Origin of the sequence: Streptococcus mitis, assembly GCF_946190375.1 — a bacterium.
In the GTDB taxonomy this organism is placed as follows: Bacteria; Bacillota; Bacilli; order Lactobacillales; family Streptococcaceae; genus Streptococcus; species Streptococcus mitis_CJ.
Genome location: NZ_CAMIAF010000004.1, coordinates 45,184 through 71,344 on the forward strand (window position 1 = coordinate 45,184; position 26,161 = coordinate 71,344).

The following is a 26,161-nucleotide window of genomic DNA, read 5'->3' on the forward strand; positions in this document are numbered from 1 at the left end:
ATGCTAGTGCTCTATGTATTCTTGCCAGATAGCGTCAAAGTCTCCTAGGTTAAAAGAGAAACTGGCATGCTCCTCCAAAAAGCGACTCACCTCATCAAAATCATCTGTGTGTTTTGGAAAGGCTGACTCTTCAAAAGCTAGGTCTGCCAAGATAGCTTTGGGACTGTTACTTTTAGGATTGCGCTCGGTCATGAGCCAAGTGTAAAATGATTTTCTCATATGTCTCCCTAAATCAACTCTGTCCCAAACTGGTCTTGCTTGATTTTACCAGCCTTCATCAAGCCACCGAGTGCTTTCTTGAACTGACCTTTAGAAATTCCAAAGGTTGCCTTGATATCCTCAGGGGATGACTTGTCATTCAAGGTCATGAAACCACCATTGCTTTCCAAGTAGGTCAAAATCATCTGGGCATCATTTTCCAACATCTCAAAGGAACGTGGTTTAAGGGATAGGTTCAAAGTACGGTCCACTTCACGGAAACCAATAACACGCGCATCTAAAACTTGACCCAAACGTGGCTCTGCGTAGCGCTCGCTAGGATGGATAAAGCCAAGCATGTTATTTTCTGGCAGGTAAACAAAAGTCCCTGACAGCTTGAGGCGGTAAACAATGGCTGGCCAGTTTTGGTTCTGCATGTTGTTGTAGGCAGGACGAGCCAGACGTTTGAAGTCTTCTTGATAAGCCAAGAGTCCCCAGATACGGTCTTTCTTGTCCACTTCGAGACGGATGTAAAGTTGGTCGCCCTTCTTAGGCCAGAGTTCCTTGAGCTCAGGGAGAATATCGAGTGACACAACGATTTCCTTGTCAGGAAGGCCTGTATCCACAAAGACACCCAAGTCTTTACGAACTTCCGTTACAGTTCCCCAACCAAATTGGTCCTGAGTGGCGGTCACTTCTAGAGTGGTCAGGCGGAGTTTTTGCTTCATATCCGTGTAGGCAAAACCTTTGACCGTATCCCCTACCGTATGTTGACCTTCTTCCTTAGCAAGAGCATAGGTTTGACCATCCTTTTGCACAAAGTAAAAACGGTCGTTTTCATCGATGATCAGTCCAACGATAAAACTTGCAAGATTTGTATTCATATTTCCTTCTTTCGAATAAAACTCAGCCAGCAATGCCAACTGAGTTTTTCTGTTTATTTTTAGACTTCCAAAAGTTCTTTCTCTTTGTTGGCAGTCATGTCGTCGATGTGTTTAACAGCATCGTCTGTTACTTTTTGAATGTCTTTTTCAAGAGTCTTCAATTCGTCTTCAGTGATTTCTTTTGCTTTTTCTTGTTTCTTAGCTTCGTCCATAGCATCGCGACGGATATTGCGGACAGCCACCTTAGCATTCTCACCGACCTTCTTCACTTCTTTAGCAAGGTCACGACGAGTTTCTTCTGTAAGAGCTGGGATAACCAAGCGAATCACAGAACCGTCATTCGCTGGTGTGATACCAAGATCAGAAGCGTTCAAAGCACGTTCGATGTCTTTCAATGAAGACTTGTCAAATGGTGTTACCAACAAAACACGCGCTTCTGGAATGGTAATTGAAGCGATTTGGTTAAGAGGAGTTTCGACTCCATAGTATTCTACATGTACACGGTCAAGCAAGCTTGCATTGGCACGGCCAGCACGGATACCACCAAATTCACGAGCAAGTGATTGGTGAGACTGGGTCATTCTCTCTTTAGCTTTTTCAATAATTGCGTTAGCCATAATCTTTCTTATTCCTTTTCTTCGATATTATTTGAAACTGTTGTTCCGATATTTTCACCAAATACGACACGTTTGATGTTGCCTGGTTGGTTCATGTTAAAGACAACCAAGTCAATATCGTTGTCCATTGAGAGGGTTGAAGCTGTTGAGTCCATGATACGGAGACCTTTATTGATAACGTCACGGTGGGTCAATTCTTCAAATTTAACAGCTGTCTTGTCCTTCTTAGGATCGGCATTGTAAACACCGTCGACACCATTTTTAGCCATAAGGATGGCATCTGCTTCGATTTCAGCTGCACGAAGGGCCGCTGTTGTATCGGTTGAGAAGTAAGGTGAACCAATTCCGGCACCAAAGATAACGATACGGCCTTTTTCAAGGTGACGAAGGGCACGGCCACGGACATAAGGCTCTGCTACTTGTTGCATAGCAATCGCTGTTTGTACACGCGTATCAACCCCAACTTGTTGCAATGAATCTGCCATCACAAGAGCATTCATAACAGTCCCAAGCATTCCTGTGTAATCTGCCTGAACGCGGTCCATTCCTGCTTCTGCAGCAGGTTCACCACGCCAGAGATTTCCTCCACCGATAACAAGGGCAATTTCGATACCTAAGCTATGAACTTCTTGAATCTCTTTTGCGATTGTTTGAACTGTTTGGATATCAATCCCTACGCCACGTTCACCGGCAAGGGCTTCACCTGATAACTTGATTAAAATACGTTTATACTTGGGATTCGCCATTTTCACTCTCCTTCTTTTATCCTACCTATTTTATCACAATTTCTAAGATTTTTATAGTATCATGAGCAATTCTTTCAAAAAAATTAGACTGTTAAAAATTCCTCTAAGTCGCTAAGAGCACGCTCTGCAATTTTTTCATAACGAGCCTTCTTATCACGGATACGCTCTCCTTCCAACTCCTTGATGATTCCGAAATTGACATTCATTGGTTGGAAATGTTTGCTGTCCGCATGGGTGATGTAATGAGCTAAGCTTCCAATCGCTGTCGTCTCTGGGAAAATAGCCTCGCTTTCTCCCTTGAAAAGACGAGCCGCGTTAATTCCCGCAACTAATCCTGACGCTGCTGACTCTACATAGCCTTCCACGCCCGTCATCTGACCAGCAAAGAAGAGGTTTGGCTGTTTCTTGGAACGATAGGTTTGCTCAAGAAGATTTGGTGAATCCATATAAGAATTGCGGTGCATGACACCATAACGAACAAACTCAGCATTTTCAAGGCCTGGAATCATTTGGAAGACACGTTTTTGCTCTCCCCATTTGAGGTGGGTCTGGAAACCAACGATATTGTAAAGACTACCAGCCGCATTGTCCTGACGAAGCTGAACCACCGCATAAGGTGTTTTGAATTCGCCATCACGAGGGCCTGTGTAGTCTTCTGGATACTCAAGACCGACTGGTTTCATAGGACCATAAAGCATGGTTTTAATACCACGTTTAGCCATGACTTCGATAGGCATACAGCCTTCAAAGTACTTTTCTTTTTCAAAAGAATTGAGCGGAGCTTCTTCCGCATTGACCAAGGCTTCATGGAAATCCATAAATTCTTGCTTGGTCATGGGAGCGTTGAGATAAGCGGCTTCTCCCTTATCATAACGAGATTTGAGATAGACCTTGCTCATATCGATAGTGTTGACATCGATAATCGGCGCTGCCGCATCGTAGAAATAGAAACCATCACCGTCATTAAGGGCATGAATCTTTTCAGCCAGGGCATCGCTAGTCAAGGGACCAGTCGCCACAACTGTAATAACATCTGTCGGCAACTCTGTAATTTCATCACGCACCACTTCAATCAAGGGATGGTTGGCCACTTTTTCGGTCACCATTTGAGAGAAACCATCACGGTCCACCGCAAGAGCTCCTCCTGCAGGAACACGGGTTGCTTCAGCAGATTCCAAGATAACTGAACCCAAGCGACGCATTTCTTCCTTAAGAAGCCCCACTGCATTTGTCAAAGCATCTCCACGTAGAGAATTGGAACAAACCAACTCAGCAAAATTGTCTGTTTTGTGCTGGGGTGTTGACTTGACACCACGCATTTCATAAAGTTTAACTGGAATACCACGCTCTGCAATTTGGTAGGCTGCTTCAGAACCTGCCAAACCAGCACCGATAACATTGATATAAGATTGAGACACGACACTAATACCTCTTTGGGAGTGTGAAGACAAGGTTCACATTGAAAAAGCCAATCGGACTTACTTCGCTTTCGAATTTCCTGGCTCAGGCTGAAAAAGTCCACAAGACTTACTTCGCTTTCGAATTTCCTGGCTCAGGCTGAAAAAGTCCACAGGACTTTTTCACTCCCACAAATCTTTCTATTTTTTTCTTCTACTAGTATAACAAAAAAAGGGAAGAAGGCAAACTTCCCTGTTTAGTCATTTTCTTGGTTTTCTTCCCAGTCGTGGTAGGCAGCGTAAAGCTGGCTTTTATTCCACTGGTAAATCTTTGCTACTTCTTTAATGGCTTGATTTTTCTTCATGCCTTGCTGGATACGGGCTTGGATTTCTAAGAACAAGTCCTCCTCGTCTTTTTTCTCCACATCCTGACTGGCACCTTCAACGATGAGAAGGCATTCTCCCTTAAGTGGCGTTTCAGAGATGCCTTCCAGCAATTCAGAGATTGTACCTCTTTGGTATTCTTCATAGATTTTAGTCAATTCCCTAACCAAGACGACCGAGCGGTCACCGTAGACTTCTAGCATATTTTCTAACGTATCTGACACACGATGGGGGGATTCATAGAAAATTTGTGTTTCAGGATAGTCTTTTTTCGAGTCGAAAAATTGCTTTTGCTGACCTGATTTTCTCGGTAAAAAGCCGTAAAAGATATGTGGCTGTGGCGCTAAACCACTTGCAATCAAGGCAGAAATCCCTGCAGAGGCACCTGGAACGGTGACAACTGCGATTTCCTCCTCAATCGCTGCCTTGACCAAATCATGACCAGGGTCTGAGATACTAGGCAGTCCCGCATCGGATACCTGAGCAATACTTTGCCCTGCTTTCAAGAGACCAATCAAATCAGGAATTTTTTCCTTGGCATTGTGCTCATGAAAACTAATCTGCTTAGTAGAAATATCAAAATGCTTGAGCAGAAGACCTGTATTGCGCGTGTCCTCAGCAGCAATCCAATCTACTTCTTTCAATGTCTGGATAGCACGAAAGGTCATATCATCTAGATTGCCAATCGGCGTTGCCACTAGATACAGCTTTCCATAGGGAGACTGCCCCTTAAAACTTTTTTGAATCTGCATGCCTACTCCCTGTATAACAACTCGTCACAGAACATACATTCCTCATCCTGCTCTCGACGTTGTCCATAAAAATCATTACATACGTGAAAACCATCTTTATAAATTCGACGGACACTTTCACGAACATGCTTAGCCTTGACAGGAGCGTCTGCTTCCACCTCACCTAAGCGTTCGCGCAACTTACTATTTTCCAAGCGAAGAGCTGTATTTTCTTCTACCAGGCTCTTGAGATTTTTCTTGATGGCTTCCACATCGGCCAAGGTTACCAATAACTGTTGGGAAAAATCATCCAGCGCGTCAAATAATTCTTTTTTGTCCATAAAACAGCCCATTCCTTTCTTTATCGTTCATTTTGAGTTTACATTTCTTTCAAGACCAGATATTCCATAGCATTTTGAAAGCTGACATTAGCTTGCCACATTGTTCTAGCTTCTAGCAAATCTTGTAGAATCACTCTTACTCTTGCTTGCAGGAGGTCCTGCCCACAGAGGACTTCAAGAATTCGTAAAACTTGATCTTGTTTTTCCTTGTCATCAGCCAAGTTCGCTAATTTAGCAACTTGCAGATAACTTTCTTTTTTCTTAGCTACTAACCAAGTCAGCAGGCGTTCACTTTCATCGACCAAGGTCCAAAAACTTGCCTGATTAGCCAACTTTTCTCCTTCAGCTCGCGATTGACTAAACTGAGCTAAAAGAGTCGCTTTTTTCTTGACCAGCCCCATTTGTTCTAAGAGCAAGATGAGCTTCTCTTCTTGCTTTTTAAAGTGAAAAATTTGGGTCCGACTACGGATTGTCGGCAAGATTTTTTCCTCATCACTAGTTAAAAAGAAAATGTAAACTTCACTCTGAGGTTCTTCAATGACCTTGAGCAGAGAGTTAGCTGCGTTGGGATGCATTTTCTCCGCCTGCTCGATGATAAATACCTGCTGCTGGCTTTCAATCCCTGCTTGAGAAAACTGTCCCACCAATTCCCGAATGCGTTCTGTCTTAATAACCTGATTGACTGGCTTAATCAAAGTGACATCGGGAAATTCTTCCTGTTCAATCAGCTTACAATTTCGACATTTCTCACATGGCAACACACCTACCTTATCCGTACAAAAGAGGCTCTTAGCCAAAAATTGAGCCATTTCCAAGCTTCCAAAGAAACCTGAAAAGAGATAGGCGTGATTGAGCTGGTTTTGTTCTAGAATACGGACAAATCGGTCAAACTGATCTGGCTGCCAGGCCTTTAGTTGATCTTGTTTCATTTAGCTAATCCCATTCTATCAAACAAGACAGCCTTGGTAGTTTCCACAACTTGCTCCAAAGGGAGACTAGCATCAATCTTGACAATACGATTTCCTTCTTTGTCCAGAAGAGAAAGGTACCCTTGACGGACTTTTTTATGCAAGTCCAACCCTTCCAAGTCTAAACGATTGACCTCACGATTGCTATTAGCAGCAATGCGAGCCAGTCCTTCTTCCACCTCGATGTCAAAATAGAGTGTCAAATCGGGTTTAAGGCCATCTGTCGCAAACTGATTGAGCCAGCCAATGGCTTCAATGTCCAAACCACGACCAAATCCCTGATAGGCAACGGAACTATCGATGAAGCGGTCCATAATGACCAACTTGCCAGCTTCAAGTGCTGGAAGAACTTTTTCCACCAAGTGCTGTCTGCGACTGGCGATATAGAGAAGGAGTTCTGTCTTAGCATCCATCTGAGTATGACTTGGGTCCAAAATCACTTCCCTAATCTTCTCCCCAATCAAGACTCCGCCAGGTTCACGGGTCGTCAGCACCTCTACCCCTTTTTCCTCTAAAATTGGGAGCAGAGTCTCTAAAACACTGGTCTTTCCTGCTCCCTCTGGTCCCTCAAGAGAGACTAAAAATCCTTTTGACATGTCTAACTCATTTCTTTTTTACTACTTCTATTCTATCAAAAAAATAGGGGTTTGTGATAATCTTTTTGTCTTCTCATTTCATACTCAATGAAAATCAAAGAGCAAACTAGGAAGCTAGCCGCAGGTTGCTCAAAACACTGTTTTGAGGTTGCAGATGGAAGCTGACGCAGTTTGAAGAGATTTTCGAAGAGTATCAACCACCATAAAAGAGGCAGATAAAACTACCTCTTATTTACCTAATTCTTGTGTTCGTTTGTAGGCTTGATGAACTGCATCCATGACTGTTCCTCGAAAAGCATGCGCTTCTAGGCTTGCTACACCAGCGATAGTCGAACCGCCTGGGCTACAAACTTGGTCTTTCAAGACCCCAGGATGCTCTTGGCTTTCTAGGACCAATTGACCAGCTCCTACCACAGTTTGTGCTGCCATTTTCAATGCTATTTCTCGTGGTAATCCTGTCTGAACACCCGCATCTGCCAAGGCCTCAATAAAGAGATAGACAAAGGCTGGTCCACAGCCTGCAAGACCTGTCGCTGCATCTATTAAGCTTTCTCCTAGTTCAACCAAGAGGCCAGTCTTGGTTAAAAGCTGACAAAAGAGCTCACTGTCCTTAGCCCTGCAATTAGGAGACAAGGCATAGCTAATCACTCCTTGACCGATAGAAGCAGGAGTATTTGGCATCATACGAATAATTCGGTGTTGACTTGGGATAAGACTTGCTAGTTTTTCTAAAGTCAATCCAGCTGCCATAGAAATCAAAAGAAGACTTTCTCGTTTTTCAAGGATAGTCTGATATTGAGAAAGCAAGTCTGAGAACTGTGCAGGCTTTACTCCTAGAAAAATCACATCTGCTTCTGCAAAAATTTCTTCATTGCTAGAAGCTTGACCGCCAAAGTCAGCAATGAAAACATCCACCTTGGCTTGGCTTCGATTGGCAAGGAGAATTTGATCACCTGTCTTGATCTGCAAGACAGCCTTGGCCAAGCTAGCACCCATATTCCCCAAACCGATAAATCCAATCTTCATCTCTTACTCCCTTATCTGCCCATCACCAGTAACCACATACTTGTAGCTAGTCAACTCTTTCAAGCCCATTGGACCACGCGCGTGCAGTTTTTGAGTAGAAATCCCCATTTCACAACCCAGACCAAATTGACCACCATCGGTGAAACGAGTTGAGGCATTAACATAAACCGCTGCTGAATCCACTTGATCTGTAAAGTAAGCTGCAGCTTCAGCATTTTCCGTTACAATGGCGTCCGAATGATGCGTACTGTGAGCTTCAATATGCGCAACCGCTTCTTCTAAACTGCTCACAACCTTAACCGCTAGAACATAGTCTAAAAACTCGGTGTCAAAGTCTTGAGCCTCAGCTGCTTGGCCTGAAAGAAAGTGACTTGCTTGGCTATCTAGGCGGAATTGAATTGGTTCCAACCCAGCTTCTTTACGCTCTGCAACTAGAACTTGCTCCAAACGAGGAAGGAAGCTTGCTACCTTGTCTTCATGAACCAGCAAGACCTCCATGGCATTACAGACAGAAGGACGGCTGGTTTTAGCATTGTTGATGATAGACAGAGCCTTGTCTTCATCTGCATCCTTATCCACATAGACATGGACAATCCCAGTTCCTGTCTCGATAACTGGTACAATAGCATTTTCAAGCACTGCATTGATCAAACCAGCTCCTCCACGAGGAATAAGAAGATCTAGATAGCCCTTGGCCTTCATCATAGCATAGCTACTTTCACGGCTAGTATCTTCCACCAGTTGAATCACATCTGGGTGAATAGTAGTCGTCTCCAAGCCCTTCTTCAAAGCTGTGACAATGGCATGGGCTGTTTGATAGGCGTCCTTACCACTACGAAGAACGACCGCATTTCCACTCTTGAGAGCCAAAGCAGCCGCATCAGACGTCACATTTGGACGGCTTTCATAGATAATACCGATGACCCCCATAGCCACACGTTTCTTGGTGATAACCAAACCATTTTCAAGCTGATTGGTTTCTAAAACTTCACCGACTGGATCTGGTAAGGCAACCACTTCACGAATCCCAGTTGCCATTGCTTCTATACGACCTGCATCCAAATAAAGACGATCCAGCATCACATCTGAAATTTTACCTTTAGCCGCTTCCATATCAAGGGCATTAGCCGCTAAAATCTCCTCAGTAGCTGCTAGTAAGTGATCAGCCATGGCTAGCAAGGCTTGGTTTTTCACCTCTTCACTAGCTGTGTTGATAGATTTTTTAACAGCCTGTACCTGTTCAAATTGTTCTTGTGTACTTACCATAGTTTACCTCTAAAATTCTGTAAAGAGTAATTGGATTTCAGGAGTAATGGAAATCCAGTCGTCACGGTGAATCAAGACCCCCTTGGCTTTTTGAGAACGCAACATATCCTCCAAAGCAGATGATCCAAATTGCACGCGTCCTTTTCCAAGTGATTTTCCACTTTCCTTGTCAAATACTGTCACGATATCACCGTAAGAAAAGGCTCCTTCTGCTTCAACAATACCAGATAAGAGAAGACTCTTGCCATGTTGAGAGAGAGCTTCTGCAGCACCTTTATCAACCCAAATAGAACCTTGGCTCTGAGCATAAAAGGCCAGCCATTGTTTCTGGGTACGAAGCCCCTTCTCTTGCGCAACAAAGTAGGAACCATCCTTGGTCTCCTCAGCTGCCTCAATCATGGCATCTGACTTCAAGGATGAGCAGATATAAACAGGAACTCCTGATTCCGTCGCGATAGTTGCAGCTTTGATTTTGGTTAACATGCCACCTGTACCATTAGACGAGCCAGCTCCACCAGCCATATCAATAATCTCACGATTAATGGTCTCGATTCGCTCCAAACGTTTGGCTCTTGGATCTGAATTAGGATTTCCAGTATAGAGACCGTCCACATCTGTCAAGAGAACCAAAAGGTCTGCTTGGACCATGGCCGCTACCTGGGCACTTAGAGTGTCATTGTCCCCTACCTTGAGCTCATCAATGACGACACTGTCATTCTCATTAATGATAGGAATCGCCCCGCGGCTAAGTAAAACCGACAAAGCCTGATGAGCATTTTTATAACGGCGCTTATCCACAAAATCATCCTGGGTCAGCAAGATTTGTGCAGAAACGATTTGGCGCAAGAGAAGATTGGTCGTGTATTCTTCCAACAAAAGGCCTTGCCCTACCGCTGCTGAAGCCTGTTTATCAGCAATCTTAGTCGGACGCTTTTTAAATCCTAAGGCCCCAAAACCTGCAGCAATGGCACCCGACGACACCAAAATCAATTCATGACCAGCCTCGTGCAGCATAGCCAACTGCTGGGTAATAGCCTTTACTTTACTACGTGATAAACTTCCATCCTCATTTGTCAGAGAAGAAGTCCCCACCTTAAAGACAATCCGTTTGTATTTCATAGTCTCACTCCGATTCTTCATATTTATCCATTATAACATGAATAGCAGGAAATAGAAAAGAGTTGATAGGAAAAAGGTCGAGACAAGTCATCTCAACCTTTTATCACGTCTAATTCTTTCTCAATTTCTCTAATGTTTCCTTAAATATCTCTGGGATATCTGCTGTAAATTCCAAGGTCTCACCTGTTCTCGGATGAGTAAACCCTAGAGTCTTGGCATGAAGAAATTGTCCATGCCCCTTAAGTGTCTTGCGAGGACCATAGACTTCATCGCCAGCGACTGGATGGCCAATATAAGCCATGTGGACACGGATTTGGTGGGTACGCCCTGTTTCCAGCTGCAACTCTACCAAGCTGTAATCACCAAAGCGTTCCAAGACATGAAAACGCGTCACTGCAGGCTTCCCTTTCGCAGTCACAGCCTGTTTCTTACGGTCTTTTTCACTCCGGCCAATCGGCGCTTCAATTACACCACGATCATTGGGCAGATTTCCATGAACAATAGCCCAATATTTGCGGAGAGACTTTTTATCCTTGAGTTCTTGGGCAAGGGCCAAGTGGGTCTCATCATTTTTAGCAATCATGAGAAGGCCTGACGTATCCTTATCAATACGGTGAACAATTCCTGGGCGCAGAACCCCATTGATACCCGACAAGTCCTTAATATGATACATGAGGGCATTTACTAGGGTCCCACTGGTGTGACCAGCACTTGGATGCACCACCATTCCCTGAGGTTTGTTAACGACAGCCACATCCTCATCTTGGTAAATGATCTCTAGCGGAATATCCTCAGCCACATACTCTAAGACCTCTGGTTCTGGCACATGGCAAATGACGATATCGCCCTCTTGGACAGTGTATTTAGCTTTCTTGACTTGGCCATTGACCAATACCTGGCCTGATTTAATTTGTTCATTCGCGAGACTACGTGATAATTCTGTCAGATCCGACAAAGCCTTATCCAAACGCAGGCCACCAGTTTCAATTTTAATTTCCATTTGTTTCCTCTTTTAGCATTGCAATCAATAAAATAATCACTCCAACAGTCAGATAACTATCCGCCACATTGAAAATTGCAAAATTAATAAAGTCAAGGTGGAACATATCCACAACAAAGCCCTGACTGATCCTGTCAATAAAGTTTCCAAGACCACCTGCAATGATTAATGTCAAGCCCAAGACCATCCAGAGTGAGTCCTCCATGTGTTTATGTAGATACCAAATGGCACCTACCACAACGACCAGTGTAATGATAGCAAATAACAACTGCTGATCTTGTAACATCGAAAAGGCTGCCCCTCGATTTTGCAGGTAGGTCAAGCTAACGAGATTGGGTATCCACGAACGTACTTCACCCAGTGGAATCTGCTGGACGATATAGGATTTCACTAACTGATCCAGCGCAATCAAAAGCAGTACAACGACTGCCACTAGTCCTCTTTTTTTCATGATTTCCTCTTCTGATCAAAATATTCTTGCATGACCTCAACGAAAAGAGTCCCAGCTTGACTAAGCTCCACTTCTTCCCGTTTGACATAGACCATACGATTATCTAGGTTATCCTTGAGACGAATAACTGTGATGCCATTAACACTATCACTATCTAAAAATCCAGAACCTGTCGCATAGGCATCCGTCCGCTCCAAAATACCATTCAAAGTAGCACGGTCTGTCACATTAAACATCTGTGAACTAGCACTGGTATCGACAAAGTTCTCTGAATAATAAAGGTACTCGTCTTTCTCTTGAGTGAAACGAACCGTTGGTAAATCCGCTAAATCCTCCATAATCAATTCTTCTTTCTGAGCCAAAGGATGCCCCTCACGGAGATAAATGTGGGTATGGAAAGGAATCAATTCGATGACCTCAAGACCCAGCTTTTCAACCCGTTGCATAATCCCTTTTTTATTTTGATTGTTGAGGTAGATAATCCCAATCTCACTGTGCCCCTGAGCTACTTCATCAAGTATTTGAACTGTAGTAGACTCAAAAATACGGAAGTTCTTATAGTCTGGATAACGTTCTGAAAAGGCCGTAATGGTTGGTGGCAAGAAGTCATAGTGCTGGCTAGCAATGGAAAATTCATCTTTTTCTTCCTCAGGATTGGCATACTGATTCTGAAAAATATCAAATCCCTTGACCAATTCTTGCGCTTTTTCATAAAATTCCATACCACGACGGGTCAAGAAAGTCCCTGAGCTGGTCCGACGGAAAATCTTAAAGCCCAATTCTTTTTCCAAATCACGAACAGAAATAGACAGACTCGGCTGGCTCACATACATCTTTTCAGCAGCTTCACGGAAAGTACCACTATTGGCAATGGCAACAACATAGCGTAATTGTTGAATGTTCATCTTCTACCCCCAACTTCTTTATCTTTTCATTATACCATATTTCAGAAGTTTTCCATCGAAGAAAAATAATGTCACTCATAAAATTCATCTACACTAAGAACGAAAAAATCATGGGTATCAAAACAAAAAAACAGGCTCTCCGAAATCTCGGAAAGCCTTATTTAATGCTACTTCTAGCTTCCTCGCCTTTACAGTTCAAGGCTCGGGATAAAAAGGTTCACTGGACCTTTTTATTTAGCGATTGGGTAAACAGAAACTTGTTTTTTATCGCGTCCTTTACGTTCAAAGCGTACTACGCCTTCAACTTTAGCGAACAAAGTATCGTCTCCACCACGACCAACGTTTACACCTGGGTAGATGTGTGTACCACGTTGACGGTAAAGGATTGATCCACCTGTTACAGTTTGTCCATCAGCTGCTTTAGCTCCAAGACGTTTTGCTTGTGAATCACGTCCGTTTGATGTAGAACCTCCACCTTTTTTGTGGGCGAAAAGTTGCAAGTTGTTAAGAGTCATTTTTAACATAATGTTTTCCTCCGTGTTAGTTTTCTGTGATAACTCTGGTTTGGACGAACTCTGAAGAGTTCTCCGATAAGTTTGCCATACCTAAGAAAAATGATTCAAAGAATAACTGGGTCATTTCTCTCTGGTGTGAAGGAAGATCTTTTGGAATTTCAACCATCAGATAGCCACCTTCATCTTCGTTTAATTCTAGGATTGGTTCATAGCCTGCAAATTTCTCAATAGAATTGATAAAGTTAATGGCAAGCGTAGAAACCGATGCACACACGACATCTAAGCCGTATTCGCCACTCTCGGCGTGTCCAGTAATTTCCGCACTCCTCAGCTCGCCATCTTCGGCTCTCTCAAAGACTGCTTGTATCATGTGTTCTCCTTAAAATTAAGCGTTGATTGCGTTGATGACAACTTTAGTATATGGTTGACGGTGACCTTGTTTACGGTGGCTACCTTTTTTAGGTTTGTACTTGTAAGTAACAACTTTCTTTTGCTTTCCTTGTTTTTCAACAGTTCCAACTACAGTAGCTCCAGCAACAAGTGGAGTTCCGACAACAGTGTTTTCACCACCAACAAGAACAACTTCGTTAAAAGTAACTTCTTGACCAGCTTCAACGTTCAATTTTTCAACGTAAACTGCTTGACCAACTTCAACTTTAACTTGTTTTCCGCCAGTTTTGATAATTGCGTATGTGCTCATTATGCACCTCCTATGATTTTTATGGGTTTCCCCGAATTTTTTGTGAAGACTCGCCTAGCATCGTGGGACGAACCACTTAAAAGAAGAGCTCTAAGTATAAGAAAGAATAAACTAGGAATTGAGCCGAAGGCATAACTTATGTTAGGCAAGGCGACAATGACGAAGTTTAAATTTGTTATACGACGAGCGACGATGTTCGTGCGGTTGCACAGGAATGTGCATAGTCAACTCTTCAAGTATAGCATATCTCCTATTTTCTTACAAGTAATAACACCTAAAATGAAGCTTTTTCTTTTACTTTTTTCCGCCACGAGGCAGAAAGCATACTGAGGTAAAAAATGCTCATCATAATAGGAACACCGAGAATAGTCTTTTCATTATAGAAAATCGTCAAATAGGCTGAAAAGACAACGCCAAGTACAAAACTACTAAGCAGGCTTACAAAGATAATCCCTTCACGTAAAAAAGGAGTGTGCTTGGTTCGGAAATAATCTCCAAAAGCTAGCATTGTTCGTTTGATATTCCCTGTCATAAAGGCATTATTGTAAGCAATACCCGAAACCTCACCAAAAGCAGTTGTCACCAGTCCCATACAGAAGGCTAAGGGCGGTACTAGATAGATATTCTCTACAGTTTGTGGTACAAATCCAATAATGATTGATAGGATTGCTAAAGGAATCAAGGACAGAATCGGTTTTTTCACAATTCTCAATTTTTCCTTATAAATCGTTAATAAAAAGACCCCCATCATAAAAGCTAGCAAGGTCATTACTTTGGCACTGGCATCTGACACATTGTGTTGAATGAGTCCCACTGATAGAAAGACGACATTCCCAGTTTGTCCAGCCACAAGAGTGTTCCCTCGCACAATAAACGTATAGGCATCTACATATCCTGCACAAAAAGTCAAAAAAAGCGCTAGTCTCTTAGACTGACGTGATATTTTTCTTATAGGTAATAGCCTCATTTTTCCTCCCATTTCATTTACTCATCTCATTATTGTACCACTTTCTTTGGGAAAGTCCTAGTAGCTTATTTTAAAATTTTTACCCTCTGTTGGATAGTCTCGTCTATCTATGTTATAATGAAAGAAGGATTTAAAATCGGAAAAGGAGTATCTATGCTTAAATTAGGTATCATTGGTACTGGCGCTATCAGCCACCACTTCATAGAGGCAGCCCATGCTAGCGGAAAATACCAGCTGGTCGCAGTCTATTCTAGAAAACTAGAAACTGCCGCAACCTTTGCTTCCCGCTATCAGAATATCCAACTCTTTGATCAAGTAGAGGACTTCTTCAAGGGCTCCTTTGATGTGGTCTATATTGCTAGCCCAAACTCCTTGCATTTTGCTCAGGCAAAAGCTGCACTGTATGCAAGTAAACATGTCATTCTTGAAAAGCCAGCTGTCACTCAGCCACAAGAATGGCTAGATTTGAAACATACAGCTGAGAAAAATCACTGTTTCATATTGGAAGCAGCTCGCAATTACCATGAAAAAGCTTTCACTATCATCAAAAACTTTTTAGCAGATAAGCAAGTGTTAGGAGCAGATCTCAACTATGCCAAGTATTCTTCCAAAATGCCTGACTTGTTGGCTGGGGAGACACCAAATGTCTTTTCAGACCGTTTTGCTGGTGGAGCTCTTATGGATTTGGGGATTTATCCTCTCTACGCTGCCGTTCGTCTCTTTGGAAAAGCTAAGGATGCAACCTATCAGGCTCAACAGCTTGACAATAACATTGACCTAAATGGTGACGGAATCCTCTTCTACCCCGACTATCAAGTTCATATCAAGGCTGGGAAAAACATTACTTCCAATCTTCCTTGCGAGATTTATACGACAGATGGAACCTTGACCCTCAACACTATCGAACATGTCAGCTCGGCTATTTTTACCGACCATCAAGGCAATCAAATCCAACTCCCTATCCAACAGGCTCCTCATACAATGACTGAGGAAGTCGCTGCATTTGCACACATGATCCAGCAACCAGATCTGAATCTCTACCAAACTTGGCTGGAAGATGCAAGTTCTGTTCATGAGCTACTATATACCATGCGCCAGACTGCTGGCATTAGATTTGAGGCAGAAAAATGAAAAGCAAACTACCTACTGAATGGCAAGAACTAAGTGACCAACTCAGTTTCCAGGAATTCACCCCCATTCAAACCCAACTATTTGAACCACTTCTTGCAGGAGAAAACCTCCTAGGAGTGAGCCCAACAGGAACTGGTAAGACCCTAGCTTACCTCCTACCAAGTCTTCTCAGACTACAAAAGAAAAAAGCGCAGCAACTCTTGATTCTAGCACCAAATACAGAGCTTGCTGGACAGATTTTTGATGTATGTAAAACGTGGGCTGAAGCTATCGGCTTGACAGCTCAACTCTTCTTATCAGGTTCGAGTCAGAAACGCCAGATTGAACGCCTAAAAAAAGGACCAGAAATTCTGATTGGAACTCCTGGCCGTATCTTTGAACTAATTAAATTGAAAAAAATCAAGATGATGAATGTGGAAACCATCATCCTGGATGAATTCGACCAATTGCTAGATGATTCTCAGATACACTTTGTCGAGAAAATTACTCACTACGCACCTCGTGACCACCAACTTGTCTATATGAGTGCTACGACCAAGTTTGACCAAGAAAAGATTGTGTCGAATACACGCACTATTAATCTCTCTGATCAAAAACTGGACAACATCCAACACTTCTACATGCAGGTAGATCAACGTCACCGAGTGGATATGCTACGAAAACTGGCTCATGTAGAGGATTTCCGAGGTCTTGTCTTCTTTAACAGCCTGTCAGACCTTGGAAGTGCAGAAGAAAAATTACAGTATCGGGATATCTTGGCTGTTTCCCTCGCTAGTGATGTTAATGTCAAATTTAGAAAAGTCATCTTAGAAAAGTTTAAAGACAAGCAACTAACCCTGCTTCTTGCAACTGACCTTCTGGCTCGTGGAATTGATATCGATAGCCTAGAATGCGTCGTAAACTTTGATGTTCCTAGAGATATTGAAACCTACACTCACCGTGCTGGCCGTACAGGTCGCATGGGTAAAGAAGGCTATGTTATCACTCTCGTCACTCATCCAGAAGAAATCAAAAAACTCAAAAAGTTTGCAAGCGTACGTGAAATTGTCTTGAAAAACCAAGAACTCTATATCAAATAATCCCCATTGCTCTACGCACATCAGGTGTATAGAGCTTTTTTATAAGCAATTCAATTTTATACTCTTCGAAAATCTCTTCAAACCGCGTCAGCTTCGCCTTGCGGTATGTATGGTTACTGACTTCGTCAGTCTTATCTACAACCTCAAAAACATGTTTTGAGCTGACTTCGTCAGTTCTATCTGCAACCTCAAAACACTGTTTTGAGCAGCCTGCAGCCAGCTTCCTAGTTTGCTCTTTGATTTTCATTGAGTATTAGTTCAATATCCGAAAAAAAGAACCTTGCAATGCAAGATTCTTTTAGTGTCTGACTTAAATAATTGTTCTTCTGGGAACTAAATCGAATTAAGCTTCGATTTCTGTAACCATACCTGAACCAACAGTACGTCCACCCTCACGGATAGAGAATGTAGTACCTTGTTCTACGGCGATTGGGTGGATCAACTCAACGTCGATTGTCACGTTATCACCAGGCATTACCATTTCAGTACCTGCTGGAAGTTCGATTGAACCTGTAACGTCAGTAGTACGGAAGTAGAATTGTGGACGGTAGTTGTTGAAGAATGGAGTGTGACGTCCACCTTCTTCTTTAGTAAGGATGTAAACTTCACCTTTGAATTTAGTGTGTGGGTTGATTGAACCTGGTTTAGCGATAACTTGTCCACGTTCGATTTCATCACGTTGAACACCACGAAGAAGGACACCTACGTTATCTCCGGCAAGACCTTCGTCAAGTTGTTTACGGAACATTTCAACACCAGTAACAACTGCTTTTTGAGTTTCTTCTTTGATACCAACGATTTCGATTTCGTCGTTGACTTTAACGATACCACGGTCGATACGTCCTGAAGCAACTGTACCACGTCCAGTGATTGAGAATACGTCTTCGACTGGAAGAAGCAATGGTTTGTCAGTGTCACGTTCTGGTTCTGGGATGTACTCATCAACTGTGTTCATCAATTCCATAACGATGTCTTCGTATTTAGTGTCACCTTCAAGGGCTTTAAGAGCTGAACCTTGGATAACTGGAAGATCGTCACCTGGGAAGTCGTATTCTGACAATAGGTCACGGATTTCCATTTCAACCAATTCAAGCAATTCTTCGTCGTCAACCAAGTCAACTTTGTTCATGAAGACAATAAGGTGTTTAACACCAACCTGACGTGAAAGAAGGATGTGCTCACGAGTTTGTGGCATTGGTCCGTCAGTTGAAGCTACTACAAGGATAGCACCGTCCATTTGAGCGGCACCAGTGATCATGTTTTTAACGTAGTCCGCGTGTCCTGGAGCGTCGATGTGAGCGTAGTGACGTTTTTCAGTTTCGTACTCAACGTGCGCAGTGTTGATAGTGATACCGCGTTCGCGTTCTTCTGGAGCAGCATCGATAGACGCATAGTCTTTAGGTTGGTTAACTGATGAAGGCAAGCGACGTGCCAAAACAGTTGTGATAGCTGCAGTTAGGGTAGTTTTACCGTGGTCAACGTGTCCGATAGTACCAATGTTAACGTGTGGTTTACTACGATCGTATTTTTCTTTTGCCATTTGAGTAAAAGCCTCCAATAAAATATATTTTATAGATAGACAGTAGGCAATACAGTCTAACTTTCCTTACTATTTTATCAAATTTCAGCTAAATTGCAAGTGTTTTACAAAGTTTTTGTGAATTATTCTTAATCGGCTAATCTAAATGGTATTTTTACTCCCATCACTTCTTTAATGAAAAAGAAAAATCAGGAATTTCCTGACTTTTACTTAGCTAATTCTCTTTCTCGTTCTTTCATTGTTTTATGATTTTCATACAAACGTGATAAGAACTTAGAAATTTCTTTTAAGATAGAATAGGTTGGTACTGCGACAATCATACCAATGACACCATAGATATTACTTGATAACAAAAGTAATACTAAAATCGTAATTGGATGAACCTTCATCACACCACCAACGATTCGAGGGTAGAGGATATTTCCATCCACTTGTTGAATGATTAGCATGTAGACAACTGCAATTAGCATTCTATGAGGATCAGTAAAGACATTGGCAATAATCATCGGAATCAAGCCAATACTTGGTCCCACATAAGGAATGAGATTGGCCAATCCTGAAAAAATGGCAAAGACCAAAGCGTATTTCAAACCAATCACGCTATATCCGATAAAGGCCAAACAACCGATAATAATGGCATCAATTGCGACTCCACTAATATAGCGAGCAATTGTCGCATTCAAATTCTTTAAAAGACCTGCAATATGCAACTTATCTCTCTTTAAAACAGTGCGCTCAAGCATCGGCAAAAATTTGTTACCATCTAACAAAAAATAAACCAAAAACACAGGGGTCATAATAATAATCAAAACGGTACTAAAGAGAGCTGATAGAACACTTCCGACACTATTGGTAACGCTATTTAGGATATTTTGTAAAATATCTACATAGGATAGATTTAATTGTTGAATAGTCGCTTGAATATCCAAATTTTGAAAGGCTGGATAAGTAGATAAATCCATAATCAAATCTTGTAAACGACTGTAGATAGTCTGGCTAGTCGCAATCAAGCTGGTCAACTGATTAACCAAAATCGGTAAGAGATAGACTACCCCAATGACAAGCCCCCAAACCAAAGCACACAAGGTTAGTAGAATACCAATGATACGATTAATTTTGAAATACTTTTGTAAAAAATTTACAATAGGATTGGTCAAATAATATAAAAAACCACCTAGAAGAAATGGAATCATGATGGTGTTTGCGACGCTTACAAAAGGCGTGATAATCGCCCCCATCTCTCTCCATAAATAAAAAATGATTGTTAATAATAAAATCTCACTGGTCCAAAAAAATAATTTATTCTTACGAAACATGAGCTACCTCCATTCATCTATTTTACCATACTTTCAAAAAAGCTTCTTTCTTCTATCATGAAACTGGGAATATTTTTTTCTTTATGTTAGAATAAACTTACTATGAAAAAAATCATTTTAACTCTCTTAAGTCTATCCGTAATTGGGTCAGCATCTACTGTTGCTGCCCAAGATTTTAATATTGCTGCTAAACATACGATTGCTGTTGAGGCCAATACTGGTAAAATTCTATATGAAAAAGATGCAACGCAACCTGTCGAAATTGCTTCTATTACAAAACTACTTACAGTTTACCTGGTCTATGAAGCACTCGAAAATGGAAGTATCACACTATCCACCCCAGTAGATATTTCTGATTATCCTTATCAATTGACGACAAATTCTGAAGCCAGTAATGTTCCTATGGAGGCCCGTAATTATACTGTCGAAGAGTTACTTGAAGCAACTCTGGTATCTAGTGCCAACAGCGCCGCTATTGCCCTAGCTGAGAAAATTGCTGGCTCTGAAAAAAACTTCGTTGATATGATGCGAGCAAAACTCTTGGAATGGGGAATCAAAGATGCCACTGTTGTCAATACAACTGGTCTGAACAACGAAACTCTCGGAGATAACATTTACCCTGGGTCTAATAAAGATGATGAAAATAAGCTCAGTGCTTATGATGTCGCTATCGTTGCTCGTAACCTCATCAAAAAATACCCACAAGTCTTGGAAATAACGAAAAAACCTTCTTCTACTTTTGCTGGAATGACAATCACTTCGACCAACTACATGTTAGAAGGTATGCCTGCTTACCGTGGTGGTTTTGATGGACTGAAAACAGGAACAACAGATAAGGCTGGAGAGTCTTTTGTTGGTACTACTGTCGAAAAAGGCATGAGGGTTATCACTGTTATTTTGAATGCAGATCATCAAGATAATAATCCTTACTCTCGTTTTACAGCTACATCTTCCCTAATGGATTATATTTCTTCTACATTTACACTTCGCAAAATCGTTCAGCAAGGCGATGCCTATCAAGATAGCAAAGTCCCTGTACAAGATGGAAAAGAAGATACGGTCACTGCAGTGGCCCCAGAGGATATCTATCTAATTGAACGTGTTGGGGGTCAATCTTCCCAATCTATTCAATTCACACCTGATTCTAAAGCAATCCTCGCACCACTTGAAGCTGGAACAGTGGTTGGCCATTTGACTTACGAAGACAAGGATTTGATTGGTCAAGGTTACATTACCACAGAACGTCCTAGTTTCGAAATGGTAGCAGAAAAGAAAGTTGAAAAAGCCTTCTTCTTAAAAGTTTGGTGGAATCAGTTTATCCGATTTATCAACGAGAAATTATAAAACATACTGAGCAAAAGATTGCTCCAAAATAGAAACAGACCAAAAAGTCTTTAAAGTCAAAAACGCATAGTATCAGGTATTAAAAAAACTTGATATTATGCGTTTTATTGTGGTAATATTTACTTCGTTTTCTCCTAAAATTGAATTTTATCCCATTCTTTTTTGAGATATTTTATTCATTACTTTAGGAAGATAATTACTAATCTCCGTTGGCAAGACCACATAATGTTCTTGAGCTAGTTCTTGAGCAATAGCTGAATGAAGATGGGTCGCTACTGTCACACGTTCGTAGAGACTGGTCTGTCGGAATTGGCCTGCAAATCCTGCAATCATTCCAGCAAGAGTATCTCCCATTCCCCCAGTCGCCTGATAGGGACCGCCAACCTGTAACTGGTAATAATCAGATTGGCCAGCTTGCCAAATACGAGTAGCTGGACCTTTCTCTACCAAAATTGTTCCTTGAGGGAAGGAAGTTAGGGCACTAGCTGTTATAGCTTCGTTTTGCTTTTCAATCGTAATTCCAGACAGTTTTTCCCACTCCTTTTGGTGGGGAGTTAGGATAAGCTGGTTAGATGGAAATGACAAACTTGTTCTAGCAAGAATGGTCAGGGCACCACCATCTACAATCAAAATCTGATTTTGGCTTAAATTAACAAAGACTTGTTTTACTAGATTTTCTCCAAAAGCATCGTCTCGTAAACCAGGTCCCAGCAAGACAACTTCTGCCTTCTCCAATTGCTCTTTTAACAACTGCTGGTCTTGAAGAGCAAAGGCCATAGCCTCAGGCAAATGGCTGTGCAAAGCTGGGATATTTTCCCTATCTGTTCCAACAGTCACCAAACCAGCTCCACTTTTAACAGCTGCTAAAGTAGCCATGATGATGGCACCACCATAAGGATAAGTCCCACCCAGCAACAGCAGACGACCGTAGTCTCCTTTATGACTGGTACGAGAACGTTCAATAATGACTTTTTCTAGTAAGGTTTGATCAATCACTTTCATCTTTTTTCCTCAACTATCCTTTACCTGATCGTTTTAAAACAATCCGATATACTTTTTTAACCCACTCCTCCAAACCTTCTCCATCATGGTCAAGATAATACACCTTATCCAGTAATTGACTTGGAATAATATTTTCAAATTGGCTCTTATTATGAGTTGGAATAATGCAAATATACAACTCACTAAATAAATTCAACATGTCCTTAATTTTTGCAACATGGTAGCCATCAAAAATATAACCAGTAACTTTAATCAAATCTGTATAGATAAAATGAAAACTCACTCCAGGAATAAACTTGTCTTGTAATTCTTTCTCTGAAGGAGCTCGACCTAATAAACGCTCCATCGCTAATCGATAACCAGAACTTGTATTTGACCACCCTAACATGACATAGTCAAAATAATCTATCGGATCCGATGCAGCATTTCTACTATCCAAAACCAACTCCTCAGCATCTCGCCCAAAGGCTTTCACAGCAGATAAGAGCTGACCTGTTTTAAAGATAGAAATCGCTGCATCTATAGTCGTAGTATGACTACAGTAGTCTGAAGTCACTAACCTCTTATGTAGATCATAAGTCGAGGCTACTCTTTTATCTGTAGGGGTAAATGGTGGCAGAAAGGGATGCTGAAAGATGTAATCTAAAATCTCTTTTTTTAAACAAGAATCAGCACACTCAATACTTGTTTGACGTTTATGAAGTTTTTCGTAAGCTATAAATTTAGCAATTTTTTCTAATTCCCATTCTTGAATATTTGGATAATCAATTAGTGCTAAGTAGTATATTCCATCCCATTGTAAACTATATTCCCCATTATAAATTTTTAAAATCATCTAATCACCTCACTCCATTATACAACAAAAAGGAGGCGCAGACCTCCTTTTGTAATCTTATATCTAAAATTTAATATTCATTTCTGTCATTTTAGATATAGCTATAGAGAATACACTCTCTTCAGCGAATTTTCTCTTATTTTCTATCCAATGTCCGAAGTGCTGCTTGATAAGTTTGCTCCATCAGCATGGTAATGGTCATAGGACCGACACCTCCAGGTACTGGCGTGATGTAGCTGGCAAGTGGTGCAACTGCCTCATAATCAACATCCCCACAGAGCTTGCCATTTTCATCGCGGTTCATCCCAACGTCAATGACTACCGCACCTGGTTTCACAAAGTCAGCAGTCACAAACTTGGCACGACCGATTGCAACAACCAGAATATCTGCTTTTGCAGCCACCTTGGCAAGATTATGAGTCCGTGAGTGGGTCAAGGTCACTGTAGCATTCTTTGCCAAAAGAAGCTGGGCCATGGGTTTTCCAACGATATTGGAACGACCGATGACGACCGCATTTTTACCTTCCAAGTCAATCCCATATTCATGAAACATTTCCATAATTCCTGCAGGTGTCGAAGGAATCATGACTGGATGACCAGACCAAAGGCGTCCCATATTTAGAGGATGGAAACCATCCACATCCTTTTCTGGGTCAATGGCTAATAAAACCGCCTCTTCATCGATATGTTTTGGTAATGGCAACTGAACCAAAATCCCATGCCAAGCTGGATCCTGATTATATTTAGCAATCAGGTCTAACAATTCCTCTTGAGTAATAGTCTCTGGAACTCGCACTACTTCGCTACGGAAACCAGCCGCAAGAGCTGACCTCTCCTTGTTGCGAACGTAGACTTGGCTGGCTGGATTGTCCCCAACCAAAATCACTACCAAACCAGGCACTAGACCTGTTTCTTCCTTTAATTTTGCAGTCTTTTCAGCCAACTGCCTCTGCAATTTGGCCGCTAAAGCTTTCCCATCAATAATCTGTGTCATATCACTTCTCTTTTCTTTCAAATATCTTCCATTATACCAAAAACTGTTGGTCCCCTCTAACACTTCTTTCCTAGGCAACCTTATAGTTTCAAACTATAAGAAAAAGCTCGAGTCGAGCTTTTCATTAATCTATATTTTATATGTAAAGTTGGCTACAAATAGCTAAACAAAGCTAACTTATAAAACCTTACTCAAGAAGTCTTTAGTCCGTTGTTCTTGGGTTTGTTCAAAAATCTGTTCAGGTGTTCCATCTTCAACAACCACACCGTCTGCCATAAAGATGACACGATCTGCCACCTCACGGGCAAATCCCATCTCATGTGTTACGATAACCATAGTCATTCCTGACTTGGCTAAGTCTTGCATAACAGCCAACACCTCACCTACCATTTCAGGGTCCAGGGCTGAGGTTGGCTCGTCAAAAAGCAAAGCATCTGGTTCCATGGCCAACCCACGCGCGATGGCAATCCGTTGTTGCTGGCCACCTGATAAACTCTGTGGATAAGCATCTGCCTTATCTGGCAAACCAACTTTTTCCAAAAGCTCTTGGGCCCTCTTCTCAGCAACAGCCTTGCTCTCACCTTTGGTCTTGATAGGTGACAAGGTGATATTTTCCATCACAGTCATATTAGGAAAGAGATTGAATTGTTGGAAAACCATGCCCATCTTCTCACGCATGGCAAACAGGTCATTCTTCTTGTCCGTAATATCGACTCCCTCAAAGATAACCTTCCCTTTAGTTGCTTCTTCCAACAAATTCATAGAGCGAAGCAAGGTAGATTTCCCGCTTCCCGAAGGACCGATGATAACGACAACTTCTCCTCTTTTAATCTCGAGGTTGATGCCCTTCAATACTTCATTCTTTCCAAAGGATTTATGTAAATTTTCAATTTTTATCAAGGTTTCTGTCATTATTTCTTATCTCCTTGTCCCATACGTTTTTCAAAAGCTTTCAAGGCTACTGTCAAAATAGAGGTCATAATCAAGTAATAAAAGGCTGCAAATAAAAGTGGTGTTAAAGGTAGATAGGTTGTTGTAGAAACTGTTGTAGCCCCGTTCCACAACTCCATAACACCGATAGCTGATAAGAGGGAACTATCCTTGATAATAGTGATAAATTCGTTCCCCAATGCTGGCAAAATATTTTTGATTGCTTGTGGCAAAATCACATAGCGCATCGCATTTTTAGGACGAATCCCTAGCGAATAAGCCGCTTCTAACTGACCCTTAGGAACCGCATTAATCCCAGCACGAACAGTCTCAGAAACATAAGCACCACTGTTCATAGAGATAATCAAAATTCCTGGAATCAGACGAGAAAAATCAACACCTAAAATTCCAACCTGAATAGTCGGAGCATTGATATGCATTAGAGCAAAGGCAATCATAATCTGAACCATCATCGGTGTCCCACGGAAAATCCAAACGTACAAGTTGGCCAGCCAAACAAGCGGTTTAAACTTTGAACGTTGCCCAAAAGCCAAGACAACACCCAAAATAGTTCCCAAAAAGACAACACAGATAGAAATGAGAACCGTCACAACAGCCCCATAGTTAAAATAAGGTAAATACTTAGGTAAAAAAGAAAAATTCATAGTCACACTGCTTTCTAAAATAGAATACTGTATGATTATAACATGTATTGAATTAAAATTCAAACCTTTTATCCGATTTATTCAAAAAAACTTTAAGCTAGTAGAATTAGCGAGAAATCTTAGTTTTTTCTAGTCAAGTTGGCCTCCTTTATGGTAAAATAGTAACGATAAGAAATGAAGGAGAATCAAAATGGAATCACATTTGGTTAGAATCATCAACCGCCTTGAAGCAATGGCAAAAGACGGCGGAAATTTAAAACGTAATTTTGAACGCGAAGGAGTTGTTGTTGCAGAAGTTGCATACAGCCACGACGAAGAAAACGGATCAATCTTTACCCTTCGTGATGTAGAAGCTCGCGAAACTTATACGTTTGATAGCATTGACTTGATTGCAATGGAGATTTACGAACTCCTTTACTAATACAAAACAAGCTGGGATTGCCCCTGCATGTCTAAGCAAAATCCTTTTTGTCTCACAAATAGGATTTTTTTAGTCCAAATTCACAAAGATCTT

31 protein-coding genes and 1 pseudogene are annotated in these 26,161 nt (G+C 41.6%); 5 read left to right on the forward strand and 27 right to left on the reverse strand.

Annotated features, from left to right (window positions below; all coding sequences use genetic code 11):
- Positions 1–3 precede the first annotated feature (3 nt).
- From N8M09_RS02880 to N8M09_RS02950, 15 genes are all read right to left on the reverse strand, one after another.
- On the reverse strand, positions 4–219 hold the full coding sequence (locus N8M09_RS02880) for a YozE family protein (protein WP_001232083.1): 216 nt from the start codon (positions 217–219) through the stop codon (positions 4–6).
- 8 nt (positions 220–227) lie between these two features.
- Positions 228–1,082 (reverse strand): RNA-binding virulence regulatory protein CvfB, encoded by an 855-nt coding sequence (gene cvfB, locus N8M09_RS02885; protein ID WP_001095458.1) that lies wholly within the window; start codon positions 1,080–1,082, stop codon positions 228–230.
- A gap of 59 nt (positions 1,083–1,141) precedes the next feature.
- A complete protein-coding gene (gene frr / locus N8M09_RS02890; RefSeq protein ID WP_001262225.1) occupies positions 1,142–1,699 on the reverse strand; it encodes a ribosome recycling factor in 558 nt (185 codons plus the stop codon).
- 8 nt (positions 1,700–1,707) lie between these two features.
- Entirely contained in the window at positions 1,708–2,445 is a 738-nt protein-coding gene (gene pyrH, locus N8M09_RS02895) for a UMP kinase (protein ID WP_000002996.1), read from the reverse strand.
- 83 nt (positions 2,446–2,528) lie between these two features.
- Complete coding sequence (trmFO, locus tag N8M09_RS02900) at positions 2,529–3,863, reverse strand: methylenetetrahydrofolate--tRNA-(uracil(54)-C(5))-methyltransferase (FADH(2)-oxidizing) TrmFO (protein WP_261063668.1); 1,335 nt, start codon at positions 3,861–3,863, stop codon at positions 2,529–2,531.
- A gap of 236 nt (positions 3,864–4,099) precedes the next feature.
- Positions 4,100–4,978: a 16S rRNA (cytidine(1402)-2'-O)-methyltransferase gene (gene rsmI / locus N8M09_RS02905; RefSeq protein ID WP_261063670.1), complete on the reverse strand. Its 879-nt coding sequence runs from the start codon at positions 4,976–4,978 to the stop codon at positions 4,100–4,102.
- Between the two features lie 2 nt (positions 4,979–4,980).
- Positions 4,981–5,298 (reverse strand): DNA replication initiation control protein YabA, encoded by a 318-nt coding sequence (gene yabA, locus N8M09_RS02910; protein ID WP_000358227.1) that lies wholly within the window; start codon positions 5,296–5,298, stop codon positions 4,981–4,983.
- A gap of 38 nt (positions 5,299–5,336) precedes the next feature.
- Positions 5,337–6,227 (reverse strand): DNA polymerase III subunit delta', encoded by an 891-nt coding sequence (locus N8M09_RS02915; RefSeq protein WP_261063672.1) that lies wholly within the window; start codon positions 6,225–6,227, stop codon positions 5,337–5,339.
- Entirely contained in the window at positions 6,224–6,862 is a 639-nt protein-coding gene (tmk, locus tag N8M09_RS02920; RefSeq protein ID WP_261063674.1) for a dTMP kinase, read from the reverse strand. Before tmk ends, N8M09_RS02915 begins: the two co-directional genes overlap by 4 nt.
- 228 nt (positions 6,863–7,090) lie before the next feature.
- A complete protein-coding gene (gene proC, locus N8M09_RS02925; protein WP_261063676.1) occupies positions 7,091–7,888 on the reverse strand; it encodes a pyrroline-5-carboxylate reductase in 798 nt (265 codons plus the stop codon).
- A 3-nt stretch (positions 7,889–7,891) separates the two neighbouring features.
- On the reverse strand, positions 7,892–9,154 hold the full coding sequence (locus N8M09_RS02930; RefSeq protein ID WP_261063678.1) for a glutamate-5-semialdehyde dehydrogenase: 1,263 nt from the start codon (positions 9,152–9,154) through the stop codon (positions 7,892–7,894).
- A 9-nt stretch (positions 9,155–9,163) separates the two neighbouring features.
- On the reverse strand, positions 9,164–10,273 hold the full coding sequence (gene proB, locus N8M09_RS02935) for a glutamate 5-kinase (RefSeq protein WP_261063680.1): 1,110 nt from the start codon (positions 10,271–10,273) through the stop codon (positions 9,164–9,166).
- Positions 10,274–10,382: 109 nt separating this feature from the next.
- Positions 10,383–11,273, reverse strand: a complete 891-nt coding sequence (locus N8M09_RS02940) for an RluA family pseudouridine synthase (protein WP_261063682.1) — start codon at positions 11,271–11,273, stop codon at positions 10,383–10,385.
- The gene (gene lspA / locus N8M09_RS02945; protein WP_261063684.1) at positions 11,263–11,724 is read right to left on the reverse strand and encodes a signal peptidase II; all 462 of its coding nucleotides are present in this window, start codon (positions 11,722–11,724) and stop codon (positions 11,263–11,265) included. Before lspA ends, N8M09_RS02940 begins: the two co-directional genes overlap by 11 nt.
- Positions 11,721–12,629: a LysR family transcriptional regulator gene (locus tag N8M09_RS02950; protein ID WP_050271080.1), complete on the reverse strand. Its 909-nt coding sequence runs from the start codon at positions 12,627–12,629 to the stop codon at positions 11,721–11,723. The genes lspA and N8M09_RS02950 overlap by 4 nt, the downstream gene beginning before the upstream one ends.
- On the opposite strand from N8M09_RS02950, the pseudogene N8M09_RS02955 reads away from it, so the two are divergent.
- Positions 12,622–12,693 (forward strand): annotated as a pseudogene (locus N8M09_RS02955) (AraC family transcriptional regulator); the annotation flags it as partial. The gene N8M09_RS02950 and the pseudogene N8M09_RS02955 overlap by 8 nt on opposite strands.
- A gap of 166 nt (positions 12,694–12,859) precedes the next feature.
- Here the strand turns inward: N8M09_RS02955 and rpmA are convergent.
- From rpmA to N8M09_RS02975, 4 genes are all read right to left on the reverse strand, one after another.
- Positions 12,860–13,153, reverse strand: a complete 294-nt coding sequence (gene rpmA, locus N8M09_RS02960) for a 50S ribosomal protein L27 (RefSeq protein WP_000916509.1) — start codon at positions 13,151–13,153, stop codon at positions 12,860–12,862.
- A gap of 16 nt (positions 13,154–13,169) precedes the next feature.
- Positions 13,170–13,514 carry a ribosomal-processing cysteine protease Prp gene (locus tag N8M09_RS02965; protein ID WP_000613699.1) on the reverse strand — a complete coding sequence of 115 codons (345 nt, stop codon included), beginning with the start codon at positions 13,512–13,514 and terminating at the stop codon, positions 13,170–13,172.
- 15 nt (positions 13,515–13,529) lie between these two features.
- Positions 13,530–13,844: a 50S ribosomal protein L21 gene (gene rplU, locus N8M09_RS02970; protein ID WP_000109141.1), complete on the reverse strand. Its 315-nt coding sequence runs from the start codon at positions 13,842–13,844 to the stop codon at positions 13,530–13,532.
- Between the two features lie 274 nt (positions 13,845–14,118).
- Positions 14,119–14,811 (reverse strand): YoaK family protein, encoded by a 693-nt coding sequence (locus tag N8M09_RS02975; RefSeq protein WP_261063688.1) that lies wholly within the window; start codon positions 14,809–14,811, stop codon positions 14,119–14,121.
- Positions 14,812–14,964: 153 nt separating this feature from the next.
- Between N8M09_RS02975 and N8M09_RS02980 the strand changes: the two genes are divergently transcribed.
- Positions 14,965–15,942 (forward strand): Gfo/Idh/MocA family protein, encoded by a 978-nt coding sequence (locus N8M09_RS02980; protein ID WP_261063689.1) that lies wholly within the window; start codon positions 14,965–14,967, stop codon positions 15,940–15,942.
- Positions 15,939–17,021: a DEAD/DEAH box helicase gene (locus N8M09_RS02985; protein ID WP_261063691.1), complete on the forward strand. Its 1,083-nt coding sequence runs from the start codon at positions 15,939–15,941 to the stop codon at positions 17,019–17,021. Before N8M09_RS02980 ends, N8M09_RS02985 begins: the two co-directional genes overlap by 4 nt.
- Here the strand turns inward: N8M09_RS02985 and N8M09_RS02990 are convergent.
- The 3 genes from N8M09_RS02990 to N8M09_RS03000 all read right to left on the reverse strand — a co-directional run bounded on the left by N8M09_RS02990 (position 17,014) and on the right by N8M09_RS03000 (position 19,877).
- Positions 17,014–17,268 carry a hypothetical protein gene (locus N8M09_RS02990; RefSeq protein ID WP_261063693.1) on the reverse strand — a complete coding sequence of 85 codons (255 nt, stop codon included), beginning with the start codon at positions 17,266–17,268 and terminating at the stop codon, positions 17,014–17,016. The genes N8M09_RS02985 and N8M09_RS02990 overlap by 8 nt on opposite strands.
- 96 nt (positions 17,269–17,364) lie before the next feature.
- Positions 17,365–18,561 (reverse strand): elongation factor Tu, encoded by a 1,197-nt coding sequence (gene tuf / locus N8M09_RS02995; protein ID WP_001040726.1) that lies wholly within the window; start codon positions 18,559–18,561, stop codon positions 17,365–17,367.
- A 206-nt stretch (positions 18,562–18,767) separates the two neighbouring features.
- Positions 18,768–19,877 carry an AI-2E family transporter gene (locus tag N8M09_RS03000; RefSeq protein ID WP_000488877.1) on the reverse strand — a complete coding sequence of 370 codons (1,110 nt, stop codon included), beginning with the start codon at positions 19,875–19,877 and terminating at the stop codon, positions 18,768–18,770.
- Positions 19,878–19,979: 102 nt separating this feature from the next.
- Between N8M09_RS03000 and pbp3 the strand changes: the two genes are divergently transcribed.
- Positions 19,980–21,221, forward strand: coding sequence for a D-alanyl-D-alanine carboxypeptidase PBP3 (pbp3, locus tag N8M09_RS03005; protein WP_261063695.1), 1,242 nt, complete (start codon positions 19,980–19,982; stop codon positions 21,219–21,221).
- A gap of 147 nt (positions 21,222–21,368) precedes the next feature.
- Here the strand turns inward: pbp3 and N8M09_RS03010 are convergent, their stop codons facing one another.
- The 5 genes from N8M09_RS03010 to N8M09_RS03030 form a co-directional block, all read right to left on the reverse strand.
- Complete coding sequence (locus N8M09_RS03010; protein WP_261063696.1) at positions 21,369–22,223, reverse strand: NAD(P)H-hydrate dehydratase; 855 nt, start codon at positions 22,221–22,223, stop codon at positions 21,369–21,371.
- Positions 22,224–22,236: 13 nt separating this feature from the next.
- The gene (locus N8M09_RS03015) at positions 22,237–23,058 is read right to left on the reverse strand and encodes a phosphate ABC transporter ATPase (protein ID WP_261063697.1); all 822 of its coding nucleotides are present in this window, start codon (positions 23,056–23,058) and stop codon (positions 22,237–22,239) included.
- Between the two features lie 136 nt (positions 23,059–23,194).
- Positions 23,195–24,052, reverse strand: a complete 858-nt coding sequence (locus tag N8M09_RS03020) for a bifunctional methylenetetrahydrofolate dehydrogenase/methenyltetrahydrofolate cyclohydrolase (RefSeq protein ID WP_261063699.1) — start codon at positions 24,050–24,052, stop codon at positions 23,195–23,197.
- A 177-nt stretch (positions 24,053–24,229) separates the two neighbouring features.
- Positions 24,230–24,964 carry an amino acid ABC transporter ATP-binding protein gene (locus tag N8M09_RS03025; RefSeq protein ID WP_261063701.1) on the reverse strand — a complete coding sequence of 245 codons (735 nt, stop codon included), beginning with the start codon at positions 24,962–24,964 and terminating at the stop codon, positions 24,230–24,232.
- Entirely contained in the window at positions 24,964–25,647 is a 684-nt protein-coding gene (locus N8M09_RS03030; protein ID WP_001011641.1) for an amino acid ABC transporter permease, read from the reverse strand. Before N8M09_RS03030 ends, N8M09_RS03025 begins: the two co-directional genes overlap by 1 nt.
- Positions 25,648–25,837: 190 nt before the next feature.
- On the opposite strand from N8M09_RS03030, the gene N8M09_RS03035 reads away from it, so the two are divergent.
- Positions 25,838–26,068, forward strand: a complete 231-nt coding sequence (locus N8M09_RS03035; protein ID WP_000443570.1) for a DUF1797 family protein — start codon at positions 25,838–25,840, stop codon at positions 26,066–26,068.
- The last annotated feature ends 93 nt before the right edge of the window (positions 26,069–26,161 follow it).

Bases quoted from the DNA above. Each gene is read 5' to 3' on its own strand.
- rpmA (WP_000916509.1), bottom strand. From the start codon at position 13,153: ATGTTAAAAATGACTCTTAACAACTTGCAACTTTTCGCCCACAAAAAA.
- N8M09_RS02980 (WP_261063689.1), top strand. From the start codon at position 14,965: ATGCTTAAATTAGGTATCATTGGTACTGGCGCTATCAGCCACCACTTC.
- N8M09_RS02965 (WP_000613699.1), bottom strand. From the start codon at position 13,514: ATGATACAAGCAGTCTTTGAGAGAGCCGAAGATGGCGAGCTGAGGAGT.
- rsmI (WP_261063670.1), bottom strand. From the start codon at position 4,978: ATGCAGATTCAAAAAAGTTTTAAGGGGCAGTCTCCCTATGGAAAGCTG.
- pbp3 (WP_261063695.1), top strand. From the start codon at position 19,980: ATGAAAAAAATCATTTTAACTCTCTTAAGTCTATCCGTAATTGGGTCA.
- N8M09_RS02950 (WP_050271080.1), bottom strand. From the start codon at position 12,629: ATGAACATTCAACAATTACGCTATGTTGTTGCCATTGCCAATAGTGGT.
- N8M09_RS03030 (WP_001011641.1), bottom strand. From the start codon at position 25,647: ATGAATTTTTCTTTTTTACCTAAGTATTTACCTTATTTTAACTATGGG.
- pyrH (WP_000002996.1), bottom strand. From the start codon at position 2,445: ATGGCGAATCCCAAGTATAAACGTATTTTAATCAAGTTATCAGGTGAA.
- yabA (WP_000358227.1), bottom strand. From the start codon at position 5,298: ATGGACAAAAAAGAATTATTTGACGCGCTGGATGATTTTTCCCAACAG.
- N8M09_RS02880 (WP_001232083.1), bottom strand. From the start codon at position 219: ATGAGAAAATCATTTTACACTTGGCTCATGACCGAGCGCAATCCTAAA.
- N8M09_RS03025 (WP_261063701.1), bottom strand. From the start codon at position 24,964: ATGACAGAAACCTTGATAAAAATTGAAAATTTACATAAATCCTTTGGA.
- lspA (WP_261063684.1), bottom strand. From the start codon at position 11,724: ATGAAAAAAAGAGGACTAGTGGCAGTCGTTGTACTGCTTTTGATTGCG.
- N8M09_RS02985 (WP_261063691.1), top strand. From the start codon at position 15,939: ATGAAAAGCAAACTACCTACTGAATGGCAAGAACTAAGTGACCAACTC.
- N8M09_RS02990 (WP_261063693.1), bottom strand. From the start codon at position 17,268: ATGAAAATCAAAGAGCAAACTAGGAAGCTGGCTGCAGGCTGCTCAAAA.
- N8M09_RS02930 (WP_261063678.1), bottom strand. From the start codon at position 9,154: ATGGTAAGTACACAAGAACAATTTGAACAGGTACAGGCTGTTAAAAAA.
- tmk (WP_261063674.1), bottom strand. From the start codon at position 6,862: ATGTCAAAAGGATTTTTAGTCTCTCTTGAGGGACCAGAGGGAGCAGGA.
- N8M09_RS02940 (WP_261063682.1), bottom strand. From the start codon at position 11,273: ATGGAAATTAAAATTGAAACTGGTGGCCTGCGTTTGGATAAGGCTTTG.
- N8M09_RS03010 (WP_261063696.1), bottom strand. From the start codon at position 22,223: ATGAAAGTGATTGATCAAACCTTACTAGAAAAAGTCATTATTGAACGT.
- tuf (WP_001040726.1), bottom strand. From the start codon at position 18,561: ATGGCAAAAGAAAAATACGATCGTAGTAAACCACACGTTAACATTGGT.
- cvfB (WP_001095458.1), bottom strand. From the start codon at position 1,082: ATGAATACAAATCTTGCAAGTTTTATCGTTGGACTGATCATCGATGAA.
- N8M09_RS03035 (WP_000443570.1), top strand. From the start codon at position 25,838: ATGGAATCACATTTGGTTAGAATCATCAACCGCCTTGAAGCAATGGCA.
- N8M09_RS03015 (WP_261063697.1), bottom strand. From the start codon at position 23,058: ATGATTTTAAAAATTTATAATGGGGAATATAGTTTACAATGGGATGGA.
- N8M09_RS02915 (WP_261063672.1), bottom strand. From the start codon at position 6,227: ATGAAACAAGATCAACTAAAGGCCTGGCAGCCAGATCAGTTTGACCGA.
- N8M09_RS03020 (WP_261063699.1), bottom strand. From the start codon at position 24,052: ATGACACAGATTATTGATGGGAAAGCTTTAGCGGCCAAATTGCAGAGG.
- frr (WP_001262225.1), bottom strand. From the start codon at position 1,699: ATGGCTAACGCAATTATTGAAAAAGCTAAAGAGAGAATGACCCAGTCT.
- N8M09_RS02975 (WP_261063688.1), bottom strand. From the start codon at position 14,811: ATGAGGCTATTACCTATAAGAAAAATATCACGTCAGTCTAAGAGACTA.
- proB (WP_261063680.1), bottom strand. From the start codon at position 10,273: ATGAAATACAAACGGATTGTCTTTAAGGTGGGGACTTCTTCTCTGACA.
- rplU (WP_000109141.1), bottom strand. From the start codon at position 13,844: ATGAGCACATACGCAATTATCAAAACTGGCGGAAAACAAGTTAAAGTT.
- proC (WP_261063676.1), bottom strand. From the start codon at position 7,888: ATGAAGATTGGATTTATCGGTTTGGGGAATATGGGTGCTAGCTTGGCC.
- N8M09_RS03000 (WP_000488877.1), bottom strand. From the start codon at position 19,877: ATGTTTCGTAAGAATAAATTATTTTTTTGGACCAGTGAGATTTTATTA.